14 protein-coding genes and 1 pseudogene are annotated in these 15,818 nt (G+C 72.6%); 7 read left to right on the top strand and 8 right to left on the bottom strand.

Features of this window, described 5'->3' with window-relative positions; translation table 11 throughout:
* Positions 1–50 precede the first annotated feature (50 nt).
* Complete coding sequence (locus ACWGJ2_RS18030; protein WP_453347080.1) at positions 51–1,133, top strand: Zn-dependent alcohol dehydrogenase; 1,083 nt, start codon at positions 51–53, stop codon at positions 1,131–1,133.
* Between the two features lie 44 nt (positions 1,134–1,177).
* Here ACWGJ2_RS18030 and ACWGJ2_RS18035 read toward each other — a convergent pair whose 3' ends face one another.
* From ACWGJ2_RS18035 to ACWGJ2_RS18045, 3 genes are all read right to left on the bottom strand, one after another.
* Complete coding sequence (locus tag ACWGJ2_RS18035) at positions 1,178–1,801, bottom strand: TetR/AcrR family transcriptional regulator (RefSeq protein WP_453347081.1); 624 nt, start codon at positions 1,799–1,801, stop codon at positions 1,178–1,180.
* Between the two features lie 86 nt (positions 1,802–1,887).
* A complete protein-coding gene (locus ACWGJ2_RS18040; protein WP_453347082.1) occupies positions 1,888–2,637 on the bottom strand; it encodes an alpha/beta fold hydrolase in 750 nt (249 codons plus the stop codon).
* A 65-nt stretch (positions 2,638–2,702) separates the two neighbouring features.
* Positions 2,703–3,626, bottom strand: coding sequence for a helix-turn-helix domain-containing protein (locus ACWGJ2_RS18045; RefSeq protein WP_453347083.1), 924 nt, complete (start codon positions 3,624–3,626; stop codon positions 2,703–2,705).
* A gap of 165 nt (positions 3,627–3,791) precedes the next feature.
* Here ACWGJ2_RS18045 and ACWGJ2_RS18050 point away from each other — a divergent pair, with 165 nt between their 5' ends.
* Positions 3,792–4,514, top strand: a complete 723-nt coding sequence (locus ACWGJ2_RS18050) for a TetR family transcriptional regulator (protein ID WP_453347084.1) — start codon at positions 3,792–3,794, stop codon at positions 4,512–4,514.
* A gap of 99 nt (positions 4,515–4,613) precedes the next feature.
* Here ACWGJ2_RS18050 and ACWGJ2_RS18055 read toward each other — a convergent pair whose 3' ends face one another.
* The 4 genes and pseudogenes from ACWGJ2_RS18055 to ACWGJ2_RS18070 all read right to left on the bottom strand — a co-directional run bounded on the left by ACWGJ2_RS18055 (position 4,614) and on the right by ACWGJ2_RS18070 (position 8,767).
* Positions 4,614–5,078, bottom strand: coding sequence for a MaoC family dehydratase (locus ACWGJ2_RS18055; RefSeq protein WP_453347085.1), 465 nt, complete (start codon positions 5,076–5,078; stop codon positions 4,614–4,616).
* A gap of 153 nt (positions 5,079–5,231) precedes the next feature.
* On the bottom strand, positions 5,232–6,689 hold the full coding sequence (locus ACWGJ2_RS18060; RefSeq protein ID WP_453347086.1) for an amidase: 1,458 nt from the start codon (positions 6,687–6,689) through the stop codon (positions 5,232–5,234).
* Positions 6,690–6,825: 136 nt separating this feature from the next.
* Positions 6,826–7,242, bottom strand: a pseudogene (locus ACWGJ2_RS18065) (hypothetical protein); the annotation flags it as partial.
* A gap of 511 nt (positions 7,243–7,753) precedes the next feature.
* The gene (locus tag ACWGJ2_RS18070; RefSeq protein WP_453347143.1) at positions 7,754–8,767 is read right to left on the bottom strand and encodes a hypothetical protein; all 1,014 of its coding nucleotides are present in this window, start codon (positions 8,765–8,767) and stop codon (positions 7,754–7,756) included.
* A gap of 119 nt (positions 8,768–8,886) precedes the next feature.
* Here ACWGJ2_RS18070 and ACWGJ2_RS18075 point away from each other — a divergent pair, with 119 nt between their 5' ends.
* On the top strand, positions 8,887–9,597 hold the full coding sequence (locus tag ACWGJ2_RS18075) for a TetR/AcrR family transcriptional regulator (protein WP_453347087.1): 711 nt from the start codon (positions 8,887–8,889) through the stop codon (positions 9,595–9,597).
* 24 nt (positions 9,598–9,621) lie between these two features.
* Here the strand turns inward: ACWGJ2_RS18075 and ACWGJ2_RS18080 are convergent, their stop codons facing one another.
* The gene (locus ACWGJ2_RS18080) at positions 9,622–10,875 is read right to left on the bottom strand and encodes an MFS transporter (RefSeq protein WP_453347144.1); all 1,254 of its coding nucleotides are present in this window, start codon (positions 10,873–10,875) and stop codon (positions 9,622–9,624) included.
* Between the two features lie 377 nt (positions 10,876–11,252).
* Between ACWGJ2_RS18080 and ACWGJ2_RS18085 the strand changes: the two genes are divergently transcribed.
* The 4 genes from ACWGJ2_RS18085 to ACWGJ2_RS18100 all read left to right on the top strand — a co-directional run bounded on the left by ACWGJ2_RS18085 (position 11,253) and on the right by ACWGJ2_RS18100 (position 15,610).
* Positions 11,253–12,107 carry an SDR family oxidoreductase gene (locus ACWGJ2_RS18085; protein WP_453347088.1) on the top strand — a complete coding sequence of 285 codons (855 nt, stop codon included), beginning with the start codon at positions 11,253–11,255 and terminating at the stop codon, positions 12,105–12,107.
* Entirely contained in the window at positions 12,104–13,777 is a 1,674-nt protein-coding gene (locus tag ACWGJ2_RS18090; protein WP_453347089.1) for a class I adenylate-forming enzyme family protein, read from the top strand. Before ACWGJ2_RS18085 ends, ACWGJ2_RS18090 begins: the two co-directional genes overlap by 4 nt.
* 140 nt (positions 13,778–13,917) lie before the next feature.
* Positions 13,918–14,532 carry a TetR/AcrR family transcriptional regulator gene (locus ACWGJ2_RS18095; protein WP_453347090.1) on the top strand — a complete coding sequence of 205 codons (615 nt, stop codon included), beginning with the start codon at positions 13,918–13,920 and terminating at the stop codon, positions 14,530–14,532.
* A gap of 79 nt (positions 14,533–14,611) precedes the next feature.
* Positions 14,612–15,610 carry an NADPH:quinone oxidoreductase family protein gene (locus tag ACWGJ2_RS18100; protein ID WP_453347091.1) on the top strand — a complete coding sequence of 333 codons (999 nt, stop codon included), beginning with the start codon at positions 14,612–14,614 and terminating at the stop codon, positions 15,608–15,610.
* Positions 15,611–15,818 lie beyond the last annotated feature (208 nt).

The raw sequence follows: 15,818 nt of genomic DNA on the forward strand, positions 1-15,818 counted from the left end.
GCAACCGCCACCCTCACCCGCCACCTGCCACCGCCACCGAGGAGCCCGTCATGGTCCGCGCCGCCGTACTGTCCGCCGTCGGAGCGCCGCTCGACATCACCGAGATCGACCTGCCCGAACCGGGCCCGGGCCAGGTGCGGGTCAAGCTCGCCGCGGCGGGCGTCTGCCACTCCGACCTCTCGCTCTCCAACGGCACCCTGCGCCAGCCCGTCCCCGCCGTGCTCGGGCACGAGGGCGCGGGGACCGTCGTCTCCGTCGGCGAGGGCGTCACGGGCCACGCGCCCGGCGACCGCGTCGTCCTCAACTGGGCGCCCTCGTGCGGCGAGTGCCACTTCTGCGCCACGCTGGCCGAGCCCTGGCTGTGTGTGAACGCGCAGGCGGCGACGACCGTGCCCTATGCCCGTACGCCCGCCGGCGACCCCCTCTACCCCGGCCTGAGCACGGCCGCCTTCGCCGAGGAGACGGTCGTCCCGGCGCACGCGCTGCTGCCGCTGCCCGAGGGGGTGCCGCTGACGGACGCGGCGCTGCTGGGCTGCGCCGTGCTGACGGGGTACGGGGCCGTGCACCACAGCGCCCGGGTGCGCGCGGGCGAGTCCGTGGCCGTCTTCGGGGTCGGTGGGGTCGGGCTCGCGACGCTCCAGGCGGCGCGGCTGGCGGGCGCGGGGACCGTCGTCGCCGTGGACGTCTCGCCGGAGAAGGAGGAGCTGGCCCGCTCGGCCGGGGCCACCGAGTACGTCGTCGCGTCCGAGACCACGGCCAAGGAGATCCGCAAGCTCACCGGCGGCCTCGGCGCCGACGTGGCCGTCGAGTGCGTGGGCCGCGCCGAGACCATCCGTACCGCGTGGAACTCCACGCGTCGCGGCGGCCGTACGACCGTCGTCGGCATCGGGCGCAAGGACGACACGATGACGCTGTCCGCGCTGGAGATCTTCCACTTCGCGCGCACCCTCACCGGCTGCGTCTACGGCGACTCCGACCCGGCGCGCGACCTGCCCGTACTGGCCCGCCACGTGCGCGAGGGCGGGCTCGACCTCGGCGCCCTGGTGACGGACAGGATCGGTCTGGCGGACATCCCCGCCGCCTTCGACGCGATGCGCGCCGGACGCGGCGGCCGCGCCCTGGTGGTCTTCTGACCGGGGGCGCTCCTGCGACGTCTCCTCGCTGAGCCGTGAGCCGTTCATCTGCTGAAGCGCTGCGCCAGCCCGTCCACCAGGGCCCGGAGCCCCGTCTCGAACGCGCCGTCGTCGATGCGCTGCTGGTGCTCGGCGAGGAGGTGGGCCTCGTCGAGGTGGGGGTAGTCGCGCGCGTAGACGTCGGCGTCGTCGACGAAGCCGCGCGCGAAGGAGCCGAGGGCCGAGCCCGCCACGAAGTAGCGCATCGTGGCGCCGATGTGGGTGGCCTGCACCTTGGGCCAGCCCGCCGCCGTCATCGCGCCGAAGACCGCGTCCGCCATCCGCAACTGGCTCGGCCTGCGCCCCGGGCCCTGCGCGAGGAACGGGACGATGTTGGGGTGCGCGGTGAGTGCCGCGCGGTACGAGCGGGCCCAGCCCAGCAGCGCGGCCCGCCACTCCGTGCCGTCCTCGAACATCGACAGATCGACCTGTGAGCACACCTCGTCGGCCACCGCGTCCAGGATCTCGTCCTTGGTACGGAAGTGGTTGTAGAGGGAGGGGCCGCTGACGCCGAGTTCGGCGGCGAGGCGCCGCGTGGAGACCGCCCCGAGCCCCTCCGCGTCGACGAGCGCGAGCGCGCACGCGACGATCCGTTCGCGGCTGAGCAGGGGTTTACGTGGGCGGGCCATGCGCCTCATCGTAGAGCCGCGACGCGAAAAACTAGCACCGCTCACCATCCGCCCGTCGCGCCGCCTGCCCGTGTCCGGCGGACTTCCTAGGCCGACGCCTGCGCTCCGCCTGTGGTCCGGACTGCTGCGGACGCGATCTCTGTCAGCAGACCGGAGACGGCGCCAGGCTCGCTGATCATGAGATCGTGTCCGCTGTCGATCTCCCAGAACCGGCCTTCGGCGCGTGCCTTGGCCATCAGCTCCTCGTCGTGGATGCCGAGACCCAGACTTGTGGCGGAGACGATCCGGTACTGCGGTATCGTCTCCACCGCCGGCCCGTTGTTCAGGACGAGGGGCTGCTCAAGGGTTTTCCACGGCTGAGGGGTGAGGCGTGGCAGCATCCACGCGATGTCCTCGGGGTCCGTGACCCCGAAGAACCTCACCAGGTCCTCGCTGGGAAAGAGCACGAGCTCGACACCCTCGACCACCCGGCTGTTCTCCCTCTCCTTGAGGAGGTGGGGGAACGCCTCGGTCTGCGAGCGGCCGTCGGGGGCGTCGAGGAACACGAGCTTCCCGACCCGGTCGCTGACGCGGTCGGCGGCCCCCCGTATCACCGTGCCGCCGTAGCTGTGACCGACGAGAACCACGTCTCTCAGGTCCTCGTAGAAGAGGAGGTTGGCCACTTCGGTGATGTGCGTGTCCAGATCGACACCGGGACTCACGAGGTGTGACCGTTCGCCCAGTCCGGTCAGGGTCGGGGAGTACACGGTGTGGCCCGCGGCCTCCAGCAGACGGGCGACCTTCTGATAGGACCAGCCGCCATGTCCGGCGCCGTGGACGAGTACGTAAGTGGCCATGATCTCTTCTCCTGTGCCGTGGCGCATGCGTGTGGTGGGGGTGGGGGTGGGGGTGAGGGCGGGGGCTATTTCTTGTCCGCGCGGGGCCGCTGCTGTGCCGCGCCGGAGGAGAGGCCAGGCCGCCTGGTGGCCGTGCTGGTGGTCTCGTCGGTGGCCTGGGCGAGCAGAGCGAGCGCGGCCCGCGAGGGCGAGTCCGCTTCCGTGGTGGCGACCACCACGCTGGACCCCTGCCCGCTGCTCAACGTCTGGAGGATGACGGTCAGGGACCCGACCAGAGGATGGCGCATCTCGTTCGCGCCGACGGTGCAGGGCTTGACCCGGTGTTCGGCCCACATCGCGGCGAACTCGGCGCTCTTCGCGGACAGTTCGCCCAGGAGCGCGTACAGTGCCACGTCCTCCGGATGCCGGGCCGCCACCAGACGCAGATTCGCGACCACCGCCCTGGCCCTGCCCGGCCAGTCCGCGTACAGGTCACGGACATGGGGGTCGAGGAACAGCAGTCTGGCCATGTTGGGACGCCGTGCCGGCAGGTCAGGGGCATCGGGGTCCAGATGCCCGGCGAACAGCGCATGGCCCAGGCGGTTCCACGCCAGCGCGTCGCTGCGCCGTCCCAGCACGATCGCGGGCACCTCGCCCAGCGCGTCCAGCAACTGGCGCGTCGCCTCCGTCACCCGTTCCGGCGCGGGCCGCCGTGCCCGGACGCGCTGCCTGTCCACCCGGCCCAGGTCGTGCAGGTGCTGCCGCCCGGGCTCGTCCAGCCGCAGAGCCCCGGCGATCGCGTCCAGCACCTCGGGCGAAGCGCTCAGCGACTGTCCCTGTTCGAGCCGGGTGTAGTAGGAGGTGCTCACCCCTGCCAGCATCGCCAGCTCCTCGCGCCGTAGCCCTGGCACGCGCCGCCGCTCCCCGTAGGTGGGGACCCCGGCGTCCTCCGGGCGCAACTGGGAGCGCCGGGCCCGCAGAAAGCTCCCGAGCTGCCTTTTTCCGTCCATGGCCTCGAGTATGGGCGGCCTCGCGACACCCAGCCTGACCCAGCCGTGGGTAGGCAGCGCCGGGTCAGGCCGCAGGCCCGTACGCGTCGAACGAAATGACGTCTAAGCAGGTGCTCAGCGGCCGATGTATGGTGTTCGCCCGGCAGAGGGAAGGGCGAGCGAGAGATGGCATCGGAGACGGAGTCACAGGTCGCGACGGGCGAGAACAGCGGTGGCGACGACAGCGGTGACGGCGGCGACGGCGCGAGCACGACGCCCGACGACTCCTTCGGCGGCGTCACCCCCGACGCCGCGCGACGGCTGCTGCTCGGCGCGGTGGAGGCGTTCGCCGAACGCGGTTTCCACGCCACCACGACCCGCGACATCGCGGGCCGCGCCGGAATGAGCCCGGCCGCGCTCTACATCCACTACAAGACCAAGGAAGAGCTGCTCTACCAGATCAGCCGCGTCGGCCACGAGCGGTCGGTCCGCATCCTGACGGAGGCCGCGCGGACGGACGGCGAGGGCGGGGACAGTGCCGGGGACGGCGAGGACGCGCCCGTGCGGCTGGTCCGCGCCGTGCGCTCCTTCGTGCGCTGGCACGCCGAGCACCACACGACGGCGCGCGTGGTGCAGTACGAACTGTCGGCGCTCAACGAGGAGCACTACGCCGAGATCGTCGGCCTGCGCAGGCGCAGCGAGGAACTGCTGCGCGGCATCCTGGAGGACGGCGAGGCGTCGGGCGAATTCGCGATCGCGGACATCCGGGGGACGACGCTCGCGGTGATGTCGCTGTGCATCGACGTAGCGCGCTGGTTCAGCCCCCAGGGCCGCCGCACGCCCGAGGAGATCGGCGCGCTCTACGCGGACCTCGTCCTGCGCATGGTCACCGCGCCCGCCCCGCGCTGACGGGCACGGGGCGGGACCGGAAGCGGACGTGCGGCATGCGGGTGCGCCCCACGTGGGCGTGCCGCATGTGGGCGTGCCCCACGCGGACGTGCCGCACGCTCACCAGAAGTAGCGGCTCAGCGTCTCCGCGACGCAGACCGGCTTGTCGCCGCCCTCCCGCTCGATCGTGACCTTGGCCGCGACCTGCACGGCGCCGCCGCCGACGTCGGTGATCTCCGAGAGTTCGGCGCGGGCGCGTAGCCGGGAGCCGACGGGCACGGGGGCGGGGAAGCGGACCTTGTTCACGCCGTAGTTGACGCCCATCTTCATGCCCTCGACGCGCATGATCTGCGGGACGAGCGCGGGCAGCAGGGACAGCGTCAGATAGCCGTGCGCGATGGTCGTGCCGAAGGGGCCGTCCTTGGCGCGCTCGGGGTCGACGTGGATCCACTGATGGTCACCCGTCGCGTCCGCGAACAGATCGACGCGCTTCTGGTCGATCGTAAGCCAGTCGCTGGTGCCCAACTCCTCGCCGACCGCGGCGGCCAGCTCGTCCGTCGAGGTGAAGACCCGGGGCTCCGCCATTCCTGCAACCTCCAAAGCGAGAGAGCGATAGACCTCGCGCCACCGGCCGCCCGCACGGGCGCAGCCACTAAGCGCTTGCTCAGCATGCTGCGGCGCCCCTCCCGTGTCAACGCCCGAAGGCCCTCCCGCCGTGGTCGGCGCCCGTCGCCGCCCTCACCACATCGACGGCTTGCGCTCCGCCCACGGCCGGGCCGCCTCCAACTGCGTCGAGAGGGCGAGCAGCGGCGCGTCCTCCCCGTAGCGGCCCGCCAGCATCACGCCCACGGGCAGCCCGTCGTCCGTCCAGTGCAGCGGCAGCGACACGGCGGGCTGGCCCGTCGAGTTGTAGAGCGCGGTGAAAGGCGTGTAGTGCGTCAGCCCCGCGAACTCGGCCTTCGGGTCGTCGTCCACGCGCAGCCCGCCCACGGGCGCGGGCAGCTTCGCGAGGGTGGGGGAGAGGATCACGTCGTAGCCGGTGCCCGGCACCATCAGCGCGTCGGCGATGAGCTGGCCCGTCGCACGCAGCGCGTACAGGCCCTGCGCGAACTCCGGGCCCGAGACCTGCCCGCCCAGTTCCCGCAGATGGCGGGTGAGCGGCATCAGCGACTCCTCGCTGCCCGCGGGCAGCGGGCGCATCGCGGCCATCACCGACCACACGTGGGTGAAGGCACCGGCGAGCCGTTCGTCGGCCGGGATGTCGATCTCGTCGACCTCGTGTCCCAGGGTGCGCAGCAGCGCAGCCGTCTCCCGCGCCGCGGCCTCGCACTCGGGGTGCGAGGTGACGCCCGGCACGGCGGGCCGCTTCAGATGGGCGACGCGTAGTCGTGCGGGCGCGCGGTCCGCGTCGGCCCACGCCCGGTACGTCTCGCCGGGCGGCAGCGCGGGCGCCGCGTACGGGTCGCCCGGCATGGGCCCCGCGAGGACGTCGAGCAGCGCGGCGGCGTCCGCGACGGTGCGGGCCAGCGGGCCCGCCGTGGCCAGCCCTGTCACGTCGTGCAGCACCGGCCCCGAACTCACCAGCCCACGGCTGGGCTTGATGCCGAACAGGCCGCAGACGGAGGCGGGTATCCGGATGGAGCCGCCGCCGTCGCTGGCCTGCGCGACGGGCGCGAGGCCCGCAGCGACCGCCGCCGCCGCGCCCCCGCTGGAGCCGCCCGCCGAGCGCTCCGTGTCCCACGGGGAGCGCGCGGGCGGCGCGACCAGGTTCTCGGTGTAGCAGGGCAGGCCGAACTCGGGTGTGTTGGTCTTGCCCGTCATCGGGCTGCCGCCCTCGCGCAGCCTGCGCACGATGTGGTCGTCGGTCTCGGGCACGTGGCCGGTGAAGGCCGCGGAACCGTAGGTGCAGGTCACCCCGGCCACGTGGTTGAGGTCCTTGACCGGCACCGGCACCCCGTGGAGCGGCCCGAGGGCGTGCCGCTCCTCGCCCGCCTTGCGCGCGGCCAGCGCCGCGGTCTCCGCCTCGGCCGCCTGGGCACGCGCGAGTTCGGGGGTGACGGTGATGAAAGCGCCGAGCCCGGCACCGAGCCGGTCGACGCGGTCCAGATAGTGCTCGGTCAGCTCTACGGGCGAGACCGTGCCCGTACGGACCGCTTCGGCCTGCTCGGTCGCCGTCAGATCATGCAGCTCGGTCAACGCCGTTCCCCTCCTCGCGCAAGCCACTTGGCTCGGCTGGTCGGTAGTACGGCGCATACTCGCACTAGCCTCGGGAGGTCACCATGGCGCCTCGGCCTAGTCGGGGGGTGAGCCGGCCGTCGAAGCGGGCGCGTGCGTCCATGGAGGAGATCATGCGGCGCAGCACGTCAGCGAGGCGCGGGCTCGGGGGAGCTGAGGGGTCACAGGGGAGAAGTGATCGTCCGCCCCAGGTGAGGCGGTGCCACTCGTCGAGAGAGGTGGGCTTTCTGATCCCGTCGTGCTTCTCCCGTCTGCGCCTGGCGGCGACCTCCGACTCGTAGGCCAGCCACACCGACCGCGCTTCCTCCAGCTCTTCCAGCGCGGCTATCAGCAGCGCCGGATCGGGCTCACGGTCGTCCGGGCTGAACCCGTTGCTGGCACACAGGTGGTGCCATGTCGCGCGGTGCCCGTAGGGCGCGAAGCGCTCCAGACACTTGCGGAGCGCCTGGCGGCGCTGCGAGGGATCCCTTCCTGGATCCCGGACCTGCTGTGCGAGGGCTCTGAAGCCAGCCAATCATCCCACCTCCGACGGAGAGGACCCGGACTCGTCGGGGATATGACGTACCGGCCGCCTCATCGGATCCCGGATACGAAATCTTTTTTCGTCCGACTCCCTGTGAGGCTCACCCCGGAACTCGCCCGGTCTCTCTCCACAGTGCTCTACCTGCGCGGATCGGGTGAGGTACCCCGAGTCGGCGGGGGCAATCTCGAATTCACGGGAATCCCCGGGATTCTCATCACTTACTTACCTTCGGGCCCCGGCTTTAACTCCCGTCTTAACTTCGGTCTTTACGCCGGTCTTATCTTCGGCACCTTCCCCACCGGAGTCTCACAGCAATTGCGTGGCCTTCACCCAGTGAAGAAGTGCGGTGTCCGGCGCCGCGCGGACGGCCCGGCTCCGATGGTAGGGGCGTGCCGTGCGTGGCCGCAGGACATTGGCGTGACGGACGTGACTCGCCTCTCCGGCACGTTACGGAAGTGACGCGCCCTCGGCCCTTCGCCCCGGGCACGTCATGCCCGGCCCGTCACCTCCGGTACCGCTGCGCCACCGCCGCGAAGGCGGCCTTGGGTTCCCAGTCCATGTCGGGGTAGGTCCGGCCCCGGCGCCCTTCGAGGAGTTTGACGATGCCCAGACCTGCCCGGTCCAGGTCGTCTCTGGGGTCGCCGTCCGGGCGGTGCGGGTAGCCGGGCAGGGCGAACAGGAACACGAACGCGCTGTCCACGCCCTTGGTCTCGAAGATCTCCAGCAGCTCGCTCAGATACGCGGCCTGGCCCGCCTCGTCGCGCTCGTACACGCCGTTCAGCCGCACGGGGGCCCTGGTCGCCGGGTCGTGCTCGACCACTTCCAGCACCCGCCCGCCCCGGTCGCCCGCGCCCCGGTAGGCGGCGGTGCCGAACCCCGTGACGGCGAGCCGCTTGGGACCCTGGGCGAGGGTGCGCACCGCCTCCCGGAACCGGTCGGCGACCTCGGCGGAGCGGAGCAGTTCGAACGTCACGATGTCGAAGGGGGTCCAGTCGACCTGCTCGAACTGGATGGCCGCGTACGTCAGCTCGCCCTGGAAGTGCTCGCGCACCGTGGCCGCGGCGTCGCGGAGGAACGCGTTGACGCGCGCACCCAGCTCGCGCATCGCCTCGGCCCGCCGCTCGGGTGGCCGTCCCATCAGATGCCCGACCCGCTCCTCGGGGTTCTGCCCTGGCAGGAACCCGTGGTTCATCACGCTCAGCTCGACCCCCGCGACGAACACGACCGTGGCCCCACGCCGCCGGAGCCGTTCGGCCCGCTCGGCGCAGTCGCGGAAGAGCGCGAGGATCTGCTCCGGGCGCAGCTCCAGCGGATAGGGCGAGAACCAGACCTCCAGGCCGAGCGTGGCGGCTGCGTCGGCGGCCGACTCCAGCCGGCCCGGGTCGCCGCCGATGATCTGGACCGCGTCGCAGTGCAGGTCGTCGCGGATGATGGCGAGTTCGCGCCGGACGACGGCGGGGTCGAAGTGCTCGCGGGATGTCCGGCCGTCCACGACGAATCCGGTGTCGTAGGTCATTCCTCGTGCTCGCACGGTGGCGTCCTCCCCGTCGGTCCTTCCCGGCGGGTCGAGGCTGACAGGGAAAGTGCGTGCACGCAAGTTTGCGAGCGCGCAACTTCGTGTGGGACGGTGGCACCGTGACGACAACACCACCAGGGCTGCGGGAGCGTAAGAAACGGGCCACGCGTGAGGCGCTGCGCGAGGCGGCCCTGCGCCTGGCCGTGGAGCACGGGCCCGACCAGGTGCGGGTCGAGGACATCGCCGAGGCGGCCGGGGTCTCGCCGCGCACCTACAACAACTACTTCGCCAGCCGCGAGCAGGCCATTGTCTCCGCCGTCACGGCGGACCGGGAGGCGCGGATCGCGGCGGCGGTCGCGGCACGGGCCGCCGAGGTGCGCCTGGCCGACGCCGTCACCGATGCGGTCGTCGAGCAGTACACGGACTCCGGTGGGCGTGAACGCGAGGCACTGCTGCTGATCATCACCCGGACCGCGCTGCGCGACGCGTTCCTCGACGCCACCGCCGACATCGAGCCCCCGCTCACGGCGGTGATCGCCGAGCGACTGCCCGAACGCGCGGGTGACGCCGGGGCGCACACGGCCCGCGTGCTCGCGGCGAGCGTGGCCGCGGCGGTCCGCATCGCGTTGGAGGACTGGCTCCGGCCCGCCGGAAACCCCGCCGGGAATCCTGGCGGGGGTGCGGAGGCCGCCGGGAGTTCCGGTGCCGGAGGGCTGGTCGTGCCCTCCGGCTCGCTGCCCGACCGGCTCCGCGCGGCGCTGGCCCCGCTCGCGCCCGCGCTCGACGCCGCCGAGCACGCGTGCCAGACGTCGCGGCAGGGACGGGACTGAGGCACCCCCTGGTACCGGCACCGGCTAGGTCAGATCGCGCTCCCGTGTCTCGGGCAGCAGCAGCACGCACACCAGCGAGACGACGGCCATCGCGGACACGTACCAGCCCACGGCGCCCGAGCCGAAGGAGGACTGGAGGCGCGTCGCCACCAGCGGAGCGACCGCGCCGCCCAGCACGCCGCCGAGGTTGTACGCGAGGGAGGCGCCGGAGTAGCGCACCCGGGTGCCGAACAGCTCGGGCAAATACGCGCCCATCGGCCCGTAGACCACGCCCATGCAGAAGAGCGCCCCGCCCAGCGCCAGCGCGATCAGTACCGGCTGCTCCGTGTCCAGCAGCGGGAAGAGGACGAGGCCCCACACCACGGAGAGTCCGCAGCCCGCGAGGACGAGGCGGCGTCTGCCGCCGGAGTCCGAGCGGGTCGCGGCCAGCCAGGTGCCCGCCGCCAGGAAGAGGCAGGCCACCATGGACAGGCCCAGCATGGTGCTGCGCGGGACGCCGAGGCCCTTGGTCGCGTAGTTCAGGCAGTAGGTGGTGGCAGTGTAGAAGAGCCCGTACGCGACGATCATCCCGCCCGCGCCCAGCGCGAGTTCGCGCGGATGGCGGCGGAAGACCTCCAGCGCCGGGGCCTTGCTCGCCTCCTGCGCGTCCATCACCTTCTGGAAGACGGGCGTCTCGCTGATCCGCAGCCGTACGAACAGGCCGACGGCGACCAGCGCGAACGACAGCAGGAAGGGCACCCGCCAGCCCCAGGCGCGGAACGCGTCGTCGTCCAGCCCGGCCGACAGCGCCCAGAAGATGCCCGTCGCGGCGAGGAAGCCCACCGAGGGGCCGAGCTGCGGGAAGGCGGCGAAGAGGCCGCGGCGCTTGGCGGGCGCGTGCTCGACGGCCAGCAGCGCGGCCCCGCCCCACTCGCCGCCGAGCCCGATGCCCTGGAGGAAGCGCAGCAGCACGAGGAGCAGCGGCGCCCAGATGCCGAGGGTGCTGTAGCCGGGCAGCAGTCCGACGAAGGCGGTGGACAGGCCCATCAGCAGCAGCGAGGCGACCAGCACGGACTTGCGGCCCACCCGGTCCCCGAAGTGCCCGAAGACCAGCGAGCCCAGCGGCCTGGCGACGAACGCGACCGCGTAGGTGGAGAACGCGGCGAGGGTGGCGTTGAGCGGGCTGAGGTTCGGGAAGAACGCGGAGTCGAGCACGAGCGCGGCGGCGGTGCCGTACGCGTAGAAGTCGTAGAACTCGATCGCGGTCCCGATGAAGCTCGCCACGGCCACGCGCCGCATGTTCTCCGGCTTCTCCGCGTTCTCCGGCGTCTCCCGCGCCGCGCCGTCCGCCTCCGAGGGCGCCTTCTTCGCTGGTCCAGCATGGTTTTTCACGAACGCACCCTGGTCGTGCGCGTGGTCGGCAGTCAATAGCCGGGACGGCCCGTCTCGGTCTCCGAGACGCTTCGCGGGACACCTGGCGGGACACCTCGCGGCGGGGACGGAGCTCCCGGCTCCCACCGGCCGACGGTCCCGGCTGTGCGGGGGACCGCCGCGCGGCCGGTCCCGCTGGGCGTGCGCACAGAGCCGTCCTCAGCCCCTTCCCCCATGACATACCGACTGGTTAGTCTGCCCGCGCGGGGTCAGAGTCGACGAAGCGAAGCGAAGGGGAACCGGGCATGGAGTCTTTGCGCGACAGCGGGGTGGTCGTCACCGGCGCCGGAGGGGGAATCGGCGCGGCACTCGCCCGTCGCTTCGCCGCCGAGGGCGCCAGGGTCGTCGTGAACGACCTGGACGAGGCCAAGGCCAAGGCAGTGGCCGAGGAGATCGGCGGCATCCCCGTGCCCGGCGACGCCTCCAGCGTCGTCCCCGAGGCCCGCGAGGCGCTCGGCGGCACCGTCGACACCTTCTGCGCCAACGCGGGCATCGGCGTAGGCGGCGGCCCCGAGGCGCCCGACGCGATCTGGGACGCCGCCTGGGACGTCAACGTGATGGCCCACGTCAGGGCCGCCCGCGAGCTGATCCCCGGCTGGGTGGAGCGCGGCAGCGGCCGGTTCATCTCCACCGTCTCGGCGGCCGGACTCCTCACGATGGTCGGCGCCGCGCCCTACAGCGTGACGAAGCACGCGGCGCTCTCCTTCGCCGAGTGGCTGTCGCTGACGTACCGGCACAAGGGCGTCGACGTGCACGCCGTGTGCCCCCAGGGCGTACGCACCGACATGCTGCGCGAGACGGGGCCCGCCGGGGAACTGGTCCTCGTGCCCACCGCCATCGAGCCGGACGACGTGGCCGACGCCGTGTTCGCGGCCATGGCCGAGGGCCGTTTCCTCGTGCTGCCGCACCCCGAGACCGCCGACTACTACGCCGCGCGCGCCGCACAGCCCGACCAGTGGCTCGGCGGCATGAACCGCCTCCAGCAGAAGCTGGAACGCCGCCTGGCCGAGACCGAGGCAGGGTCGGGAGCCGCAGCCGACGAGGCGACCGGCGCCGCCGCCGGAACCGGAGCGGGCGCGGGCGAGGGGAGCGCGCGATGACCACGTACGAGGACATGCCCTGGCTGAGCCAGCTCAACGAGGCACAGCGCGCACCCGTCGCGCCGCCCGAGACGATCCTGCACGCCTTCCGCTCCGCCGTCGCCGCCGCGCCCGAGCACACCTTCCTCGCCTACTTCGACGGCAGGCTCTCCTACGAGGAGGCCGACGCACTCTCCGACGGCATCGCGGCCCACCTCGCGGCGCGCGGCCTCGGGCACGGCGACCGCGTCGCCCTCGTCCTCCAGAACAGCCCGCAGTTCGCGCTGGCGCTCCTGGGCGCATGGAAGGCGGGCGGCACCGTCGTGCCCGTCAACCCGATGTACAAGGACCGCGAGGTCGCCCACGTCCTGCGCGACGCCGAGGTGACCGCGCTCGTCTGCTCCGACCGCGCCTGGGAGGCGTATCTGCGCGCGACGGCCTCCGACTCGCCCGTCCGCATCGCGCTCACCACCTGCGAACGCGACCTCCAGACCCGCGACGACCCCCGCGTCCTCGGCTTCGAGCGCGCCCCGCGCGCCGACGACGCCGACGACCTCCTCGCCGTCGCGCGCAGCGGCGCCCCGGCCCCCGGGGGACGGGAGCTGACCGGCGCCGACACCGCGCTCATCAGCTACACCTCGGGCACGAGCGGCGCCCCCAAGGGCGCCATGAACCTGCACTCCAACATCGCCTACAACGCCGAGCGCCAGCGCGTCGGCGGCGGCCTGGAGGAGGGCGCCTGCATCTTCGCGCTCGCGCCGCTCTTCCACATCACCGGCATGGTGTGCCAGCTCGCGCCCGTCATCGCCAACCGGGGCACCCTCGCGCTCGCCTACCGCTTCGACGCGGGCGTCGTCCTCGACGCGTTCCTGGAGCACCGGCCCGCCTTCACCGTCGGCCCCTCGACCGCCTTCATGGCGCTCGCCGCGCACCCCGGGGTGAGCAGGGACCACTTCGCCTCCTTCTCGTTCATCTCCTCCGGCGGTGCTCCGCTGCCCCCGGCGCTGGTCGAGAAGTTCCGCGCCGCCTTCGGCCCGTACATCCGCAACGGCTACGGCCTCACCGAGTGCACCGCGCCCTGCGCCTCCGTACCGCCGGACAAGGAGGCGCCGGTCGACCCGGCCTCCGGCACCCTGGCCGTCGGCGTCCCCGGACCCGACACGGTGGTCCGCGTGCTCGACGAGAACGGGCAGCCGGTGCCCTTCGGCGAGCTGGGCGAGATCGCCGTGCGCGGCCCGCAGGTCGTCCCCGGCTACTGGCGACGCGCCGAGGAGTCGGCCGCTGCGCTGCCCGAGGGCGAGCTGCTCACCGGGGACATCGGCTTCATGGACGCCGACGGCTGGCTCTACGTCGTGGACCGCAAGAAGGACATGATCAACGCCTCCGGCTTCAAGGTGTGGCCGCGCGAGGTCGAGGACGTGCTCTACGCGCACCCCGCCGTCCGCGAGGCCGCCGTCGTCGGCGTGGCCGACAGCTACCGTGGCGAGAGTGTGAAGGCGTACGTCAGCCTCCGCGCCGAGGCACGGGCCGAGCCGTCGGAGCTGGCAGAGGAGCTGGTCGAGCACTGCAAGGCGCAGCTCGCCGCGTACAAGTACCCGCGCGAGATCGAGATACTGCCCGAGCTGCCGAAGACCACCAGTGGGAAGATCCTGCGTCGGGAGCTGCGTTCCCGCCAGGGGAGCGACGCGTAGGAGCACGCGGTGCCGCCCCGGGTACCCGCACGGCTGGGCCGGGAGCGGCACGCGCACCGCACCCGGCGCGGACGGACACGCGCAGACGCACGCACCCGCGCACGGCGCGCGAGAGCACGGACGAGAGGCAGGTGACGGCCATGGCCACGGCGAAGGCCAAGGCGGCGGAGAAGGGCGGGCCCACAGGTGCGCCGGTCCCGCGGCGACTGATGGCGGCTGCCACCCGGCTCTTCGCCGAGCGCGGCTACGACAGGACCTCCGTGCAGGAGATCGTCGAGGCGGCGGGCGTCACCAAGGGCGCCCTCTACCACTACTTCGGTTCCAAGGACGATCTGCTGCACGAGATCTACGGCCGGCTGCTGCGTCTCCAGCAGGAGCGGCTCGACGCGTACGCGGGATCCGAGGCGCCCATCGAGGAGCGGGTACGCGGGGCGGCGGCCGATGTCGTCGTCACCACCATCGACAACCTCGACGACGCGATGATCTTCTTCCGCTCCATGCATCAGCTCAGCCCGGACAAGCAGAAGCTGGTACGCGCGGAACGCCGCCGTTACCACGAGCGCTTCCGGGCCCTGATCGAAGAGGGGCAGAAGAGCGGGGTGTTCAGCACGGCCACACCGGCCGACCTCGTGGTGGACTACCACTTCGGCTCCGTCCACCACCTCAGCAGCTGGTACCGCCCCGACGGTCGGCTCACCCCGCAGGAGGTCGCCGACCACCTCGCCGACCTGCTGATGCGGGCGCTGCGCCCGTAACGGCACCCGGCAGCCGCACAGTGCAAGCCGTACGACACGAACAAGCCCGGTCCACCGGTCCAGGGCGGAGGGAGCCCCCGTGAAGGCATGGCGCGTCCACACGAACGGCGAGCCGCGCGAGGTGATGCGGCTGGAAGAGGCCCCCGAGCCCGATCCTGGCAAGGGCGAACTGCTGGTGCGGGTGCGCGCCGCGAACGTCAACTTCCCCGACGCGCTGCTGTGCCGCGGCGAGTACCAGGTACGGCCGCCCTTCCCGTTCACGCCCGGCGTCGAACTGTGCGGCGAGGTGCTGGCCGTCGGCGAGGGCACCGAGGGCGCGCCCGCCGTCGGCGAGCGCGTCATCGCCCAGCCGGTGCTGCCCACGGGCGCCTTCGCCGAACGCACCGTGGTCAGCGCCGAGAGCGCCCGCCCGGCTCCCGAGTCGCTGGACGACGCGGAGGCGGCGGCCCTGCACATCGGCTACCAGACGGGCTGGTTCGGACTGCACCGCCGCGCGGGACTGCGCTCCGGCGAGACGCTGCTCGTGCACGCGGCGGCAGGGGGCGTGGGCAGCGCCGCAGTACAGCTCGGGAAGGCGGCGGGCGCGCGCGTCATCGGCGTCGTCGGCGGCGCGGAGAAGGCGCGCATCGCGCGGGAGCTGGGCTGCGACGTGGTCGTGGACCGGCGCGAGGACGACATCGTGGCCGCCGTCAAGGAAGCCACGGGCGGCCGGGGCGCTGACGTGATCTACGACCCGGTCGGCGGCGACGCCTACACCAAGTCCGCCAAGTGCGTGGCCTTCGAGGGGCGCATCGTGGTCGTGGGCTTCGCGAGCGGCGCGATCCCGACCCCGGGCCTGAACCACGCCCTCGTCAAGAACTACTCGATCCTCGGTCTCCACTGGGGCCTCTACAACACGAAGGACCCCGACGCGGTCCGCGCCTGCCACGAGGAGCTGACGAAGCTCGCGTCCGAGGGCGCGATCAAGCCCCTCATCAGCGAGCGCGTGCCGCTCGACGGCGCGGCCGACGCGGTCCAGCGGGTCTTCGACGGGGTCACCACGGGCCGGGTGGTGGTCGTCCCGACGACGGCCGCCTGAGCGGTCACGGAACGTAGCGCGGGACGCGTGGGCCCTCTGACGGGGGCCGACGCGTCCCGCGCGGTCGTTCCGGGGCGTTGCGCCCGCGTCCCGTCATCGTGCGGTGAACGCCGCGCGCCCGCCCGGAGCCGTCGCGTCGTCGACTCTTGACATGTTCTCGGCACCGGCGCAACACTGAGGTCGCTTTGGAGAGCGCTCTCCCGCTCTG

The organism is Streptomyces sp. NPDC054796, assembly GCF_053611545.1.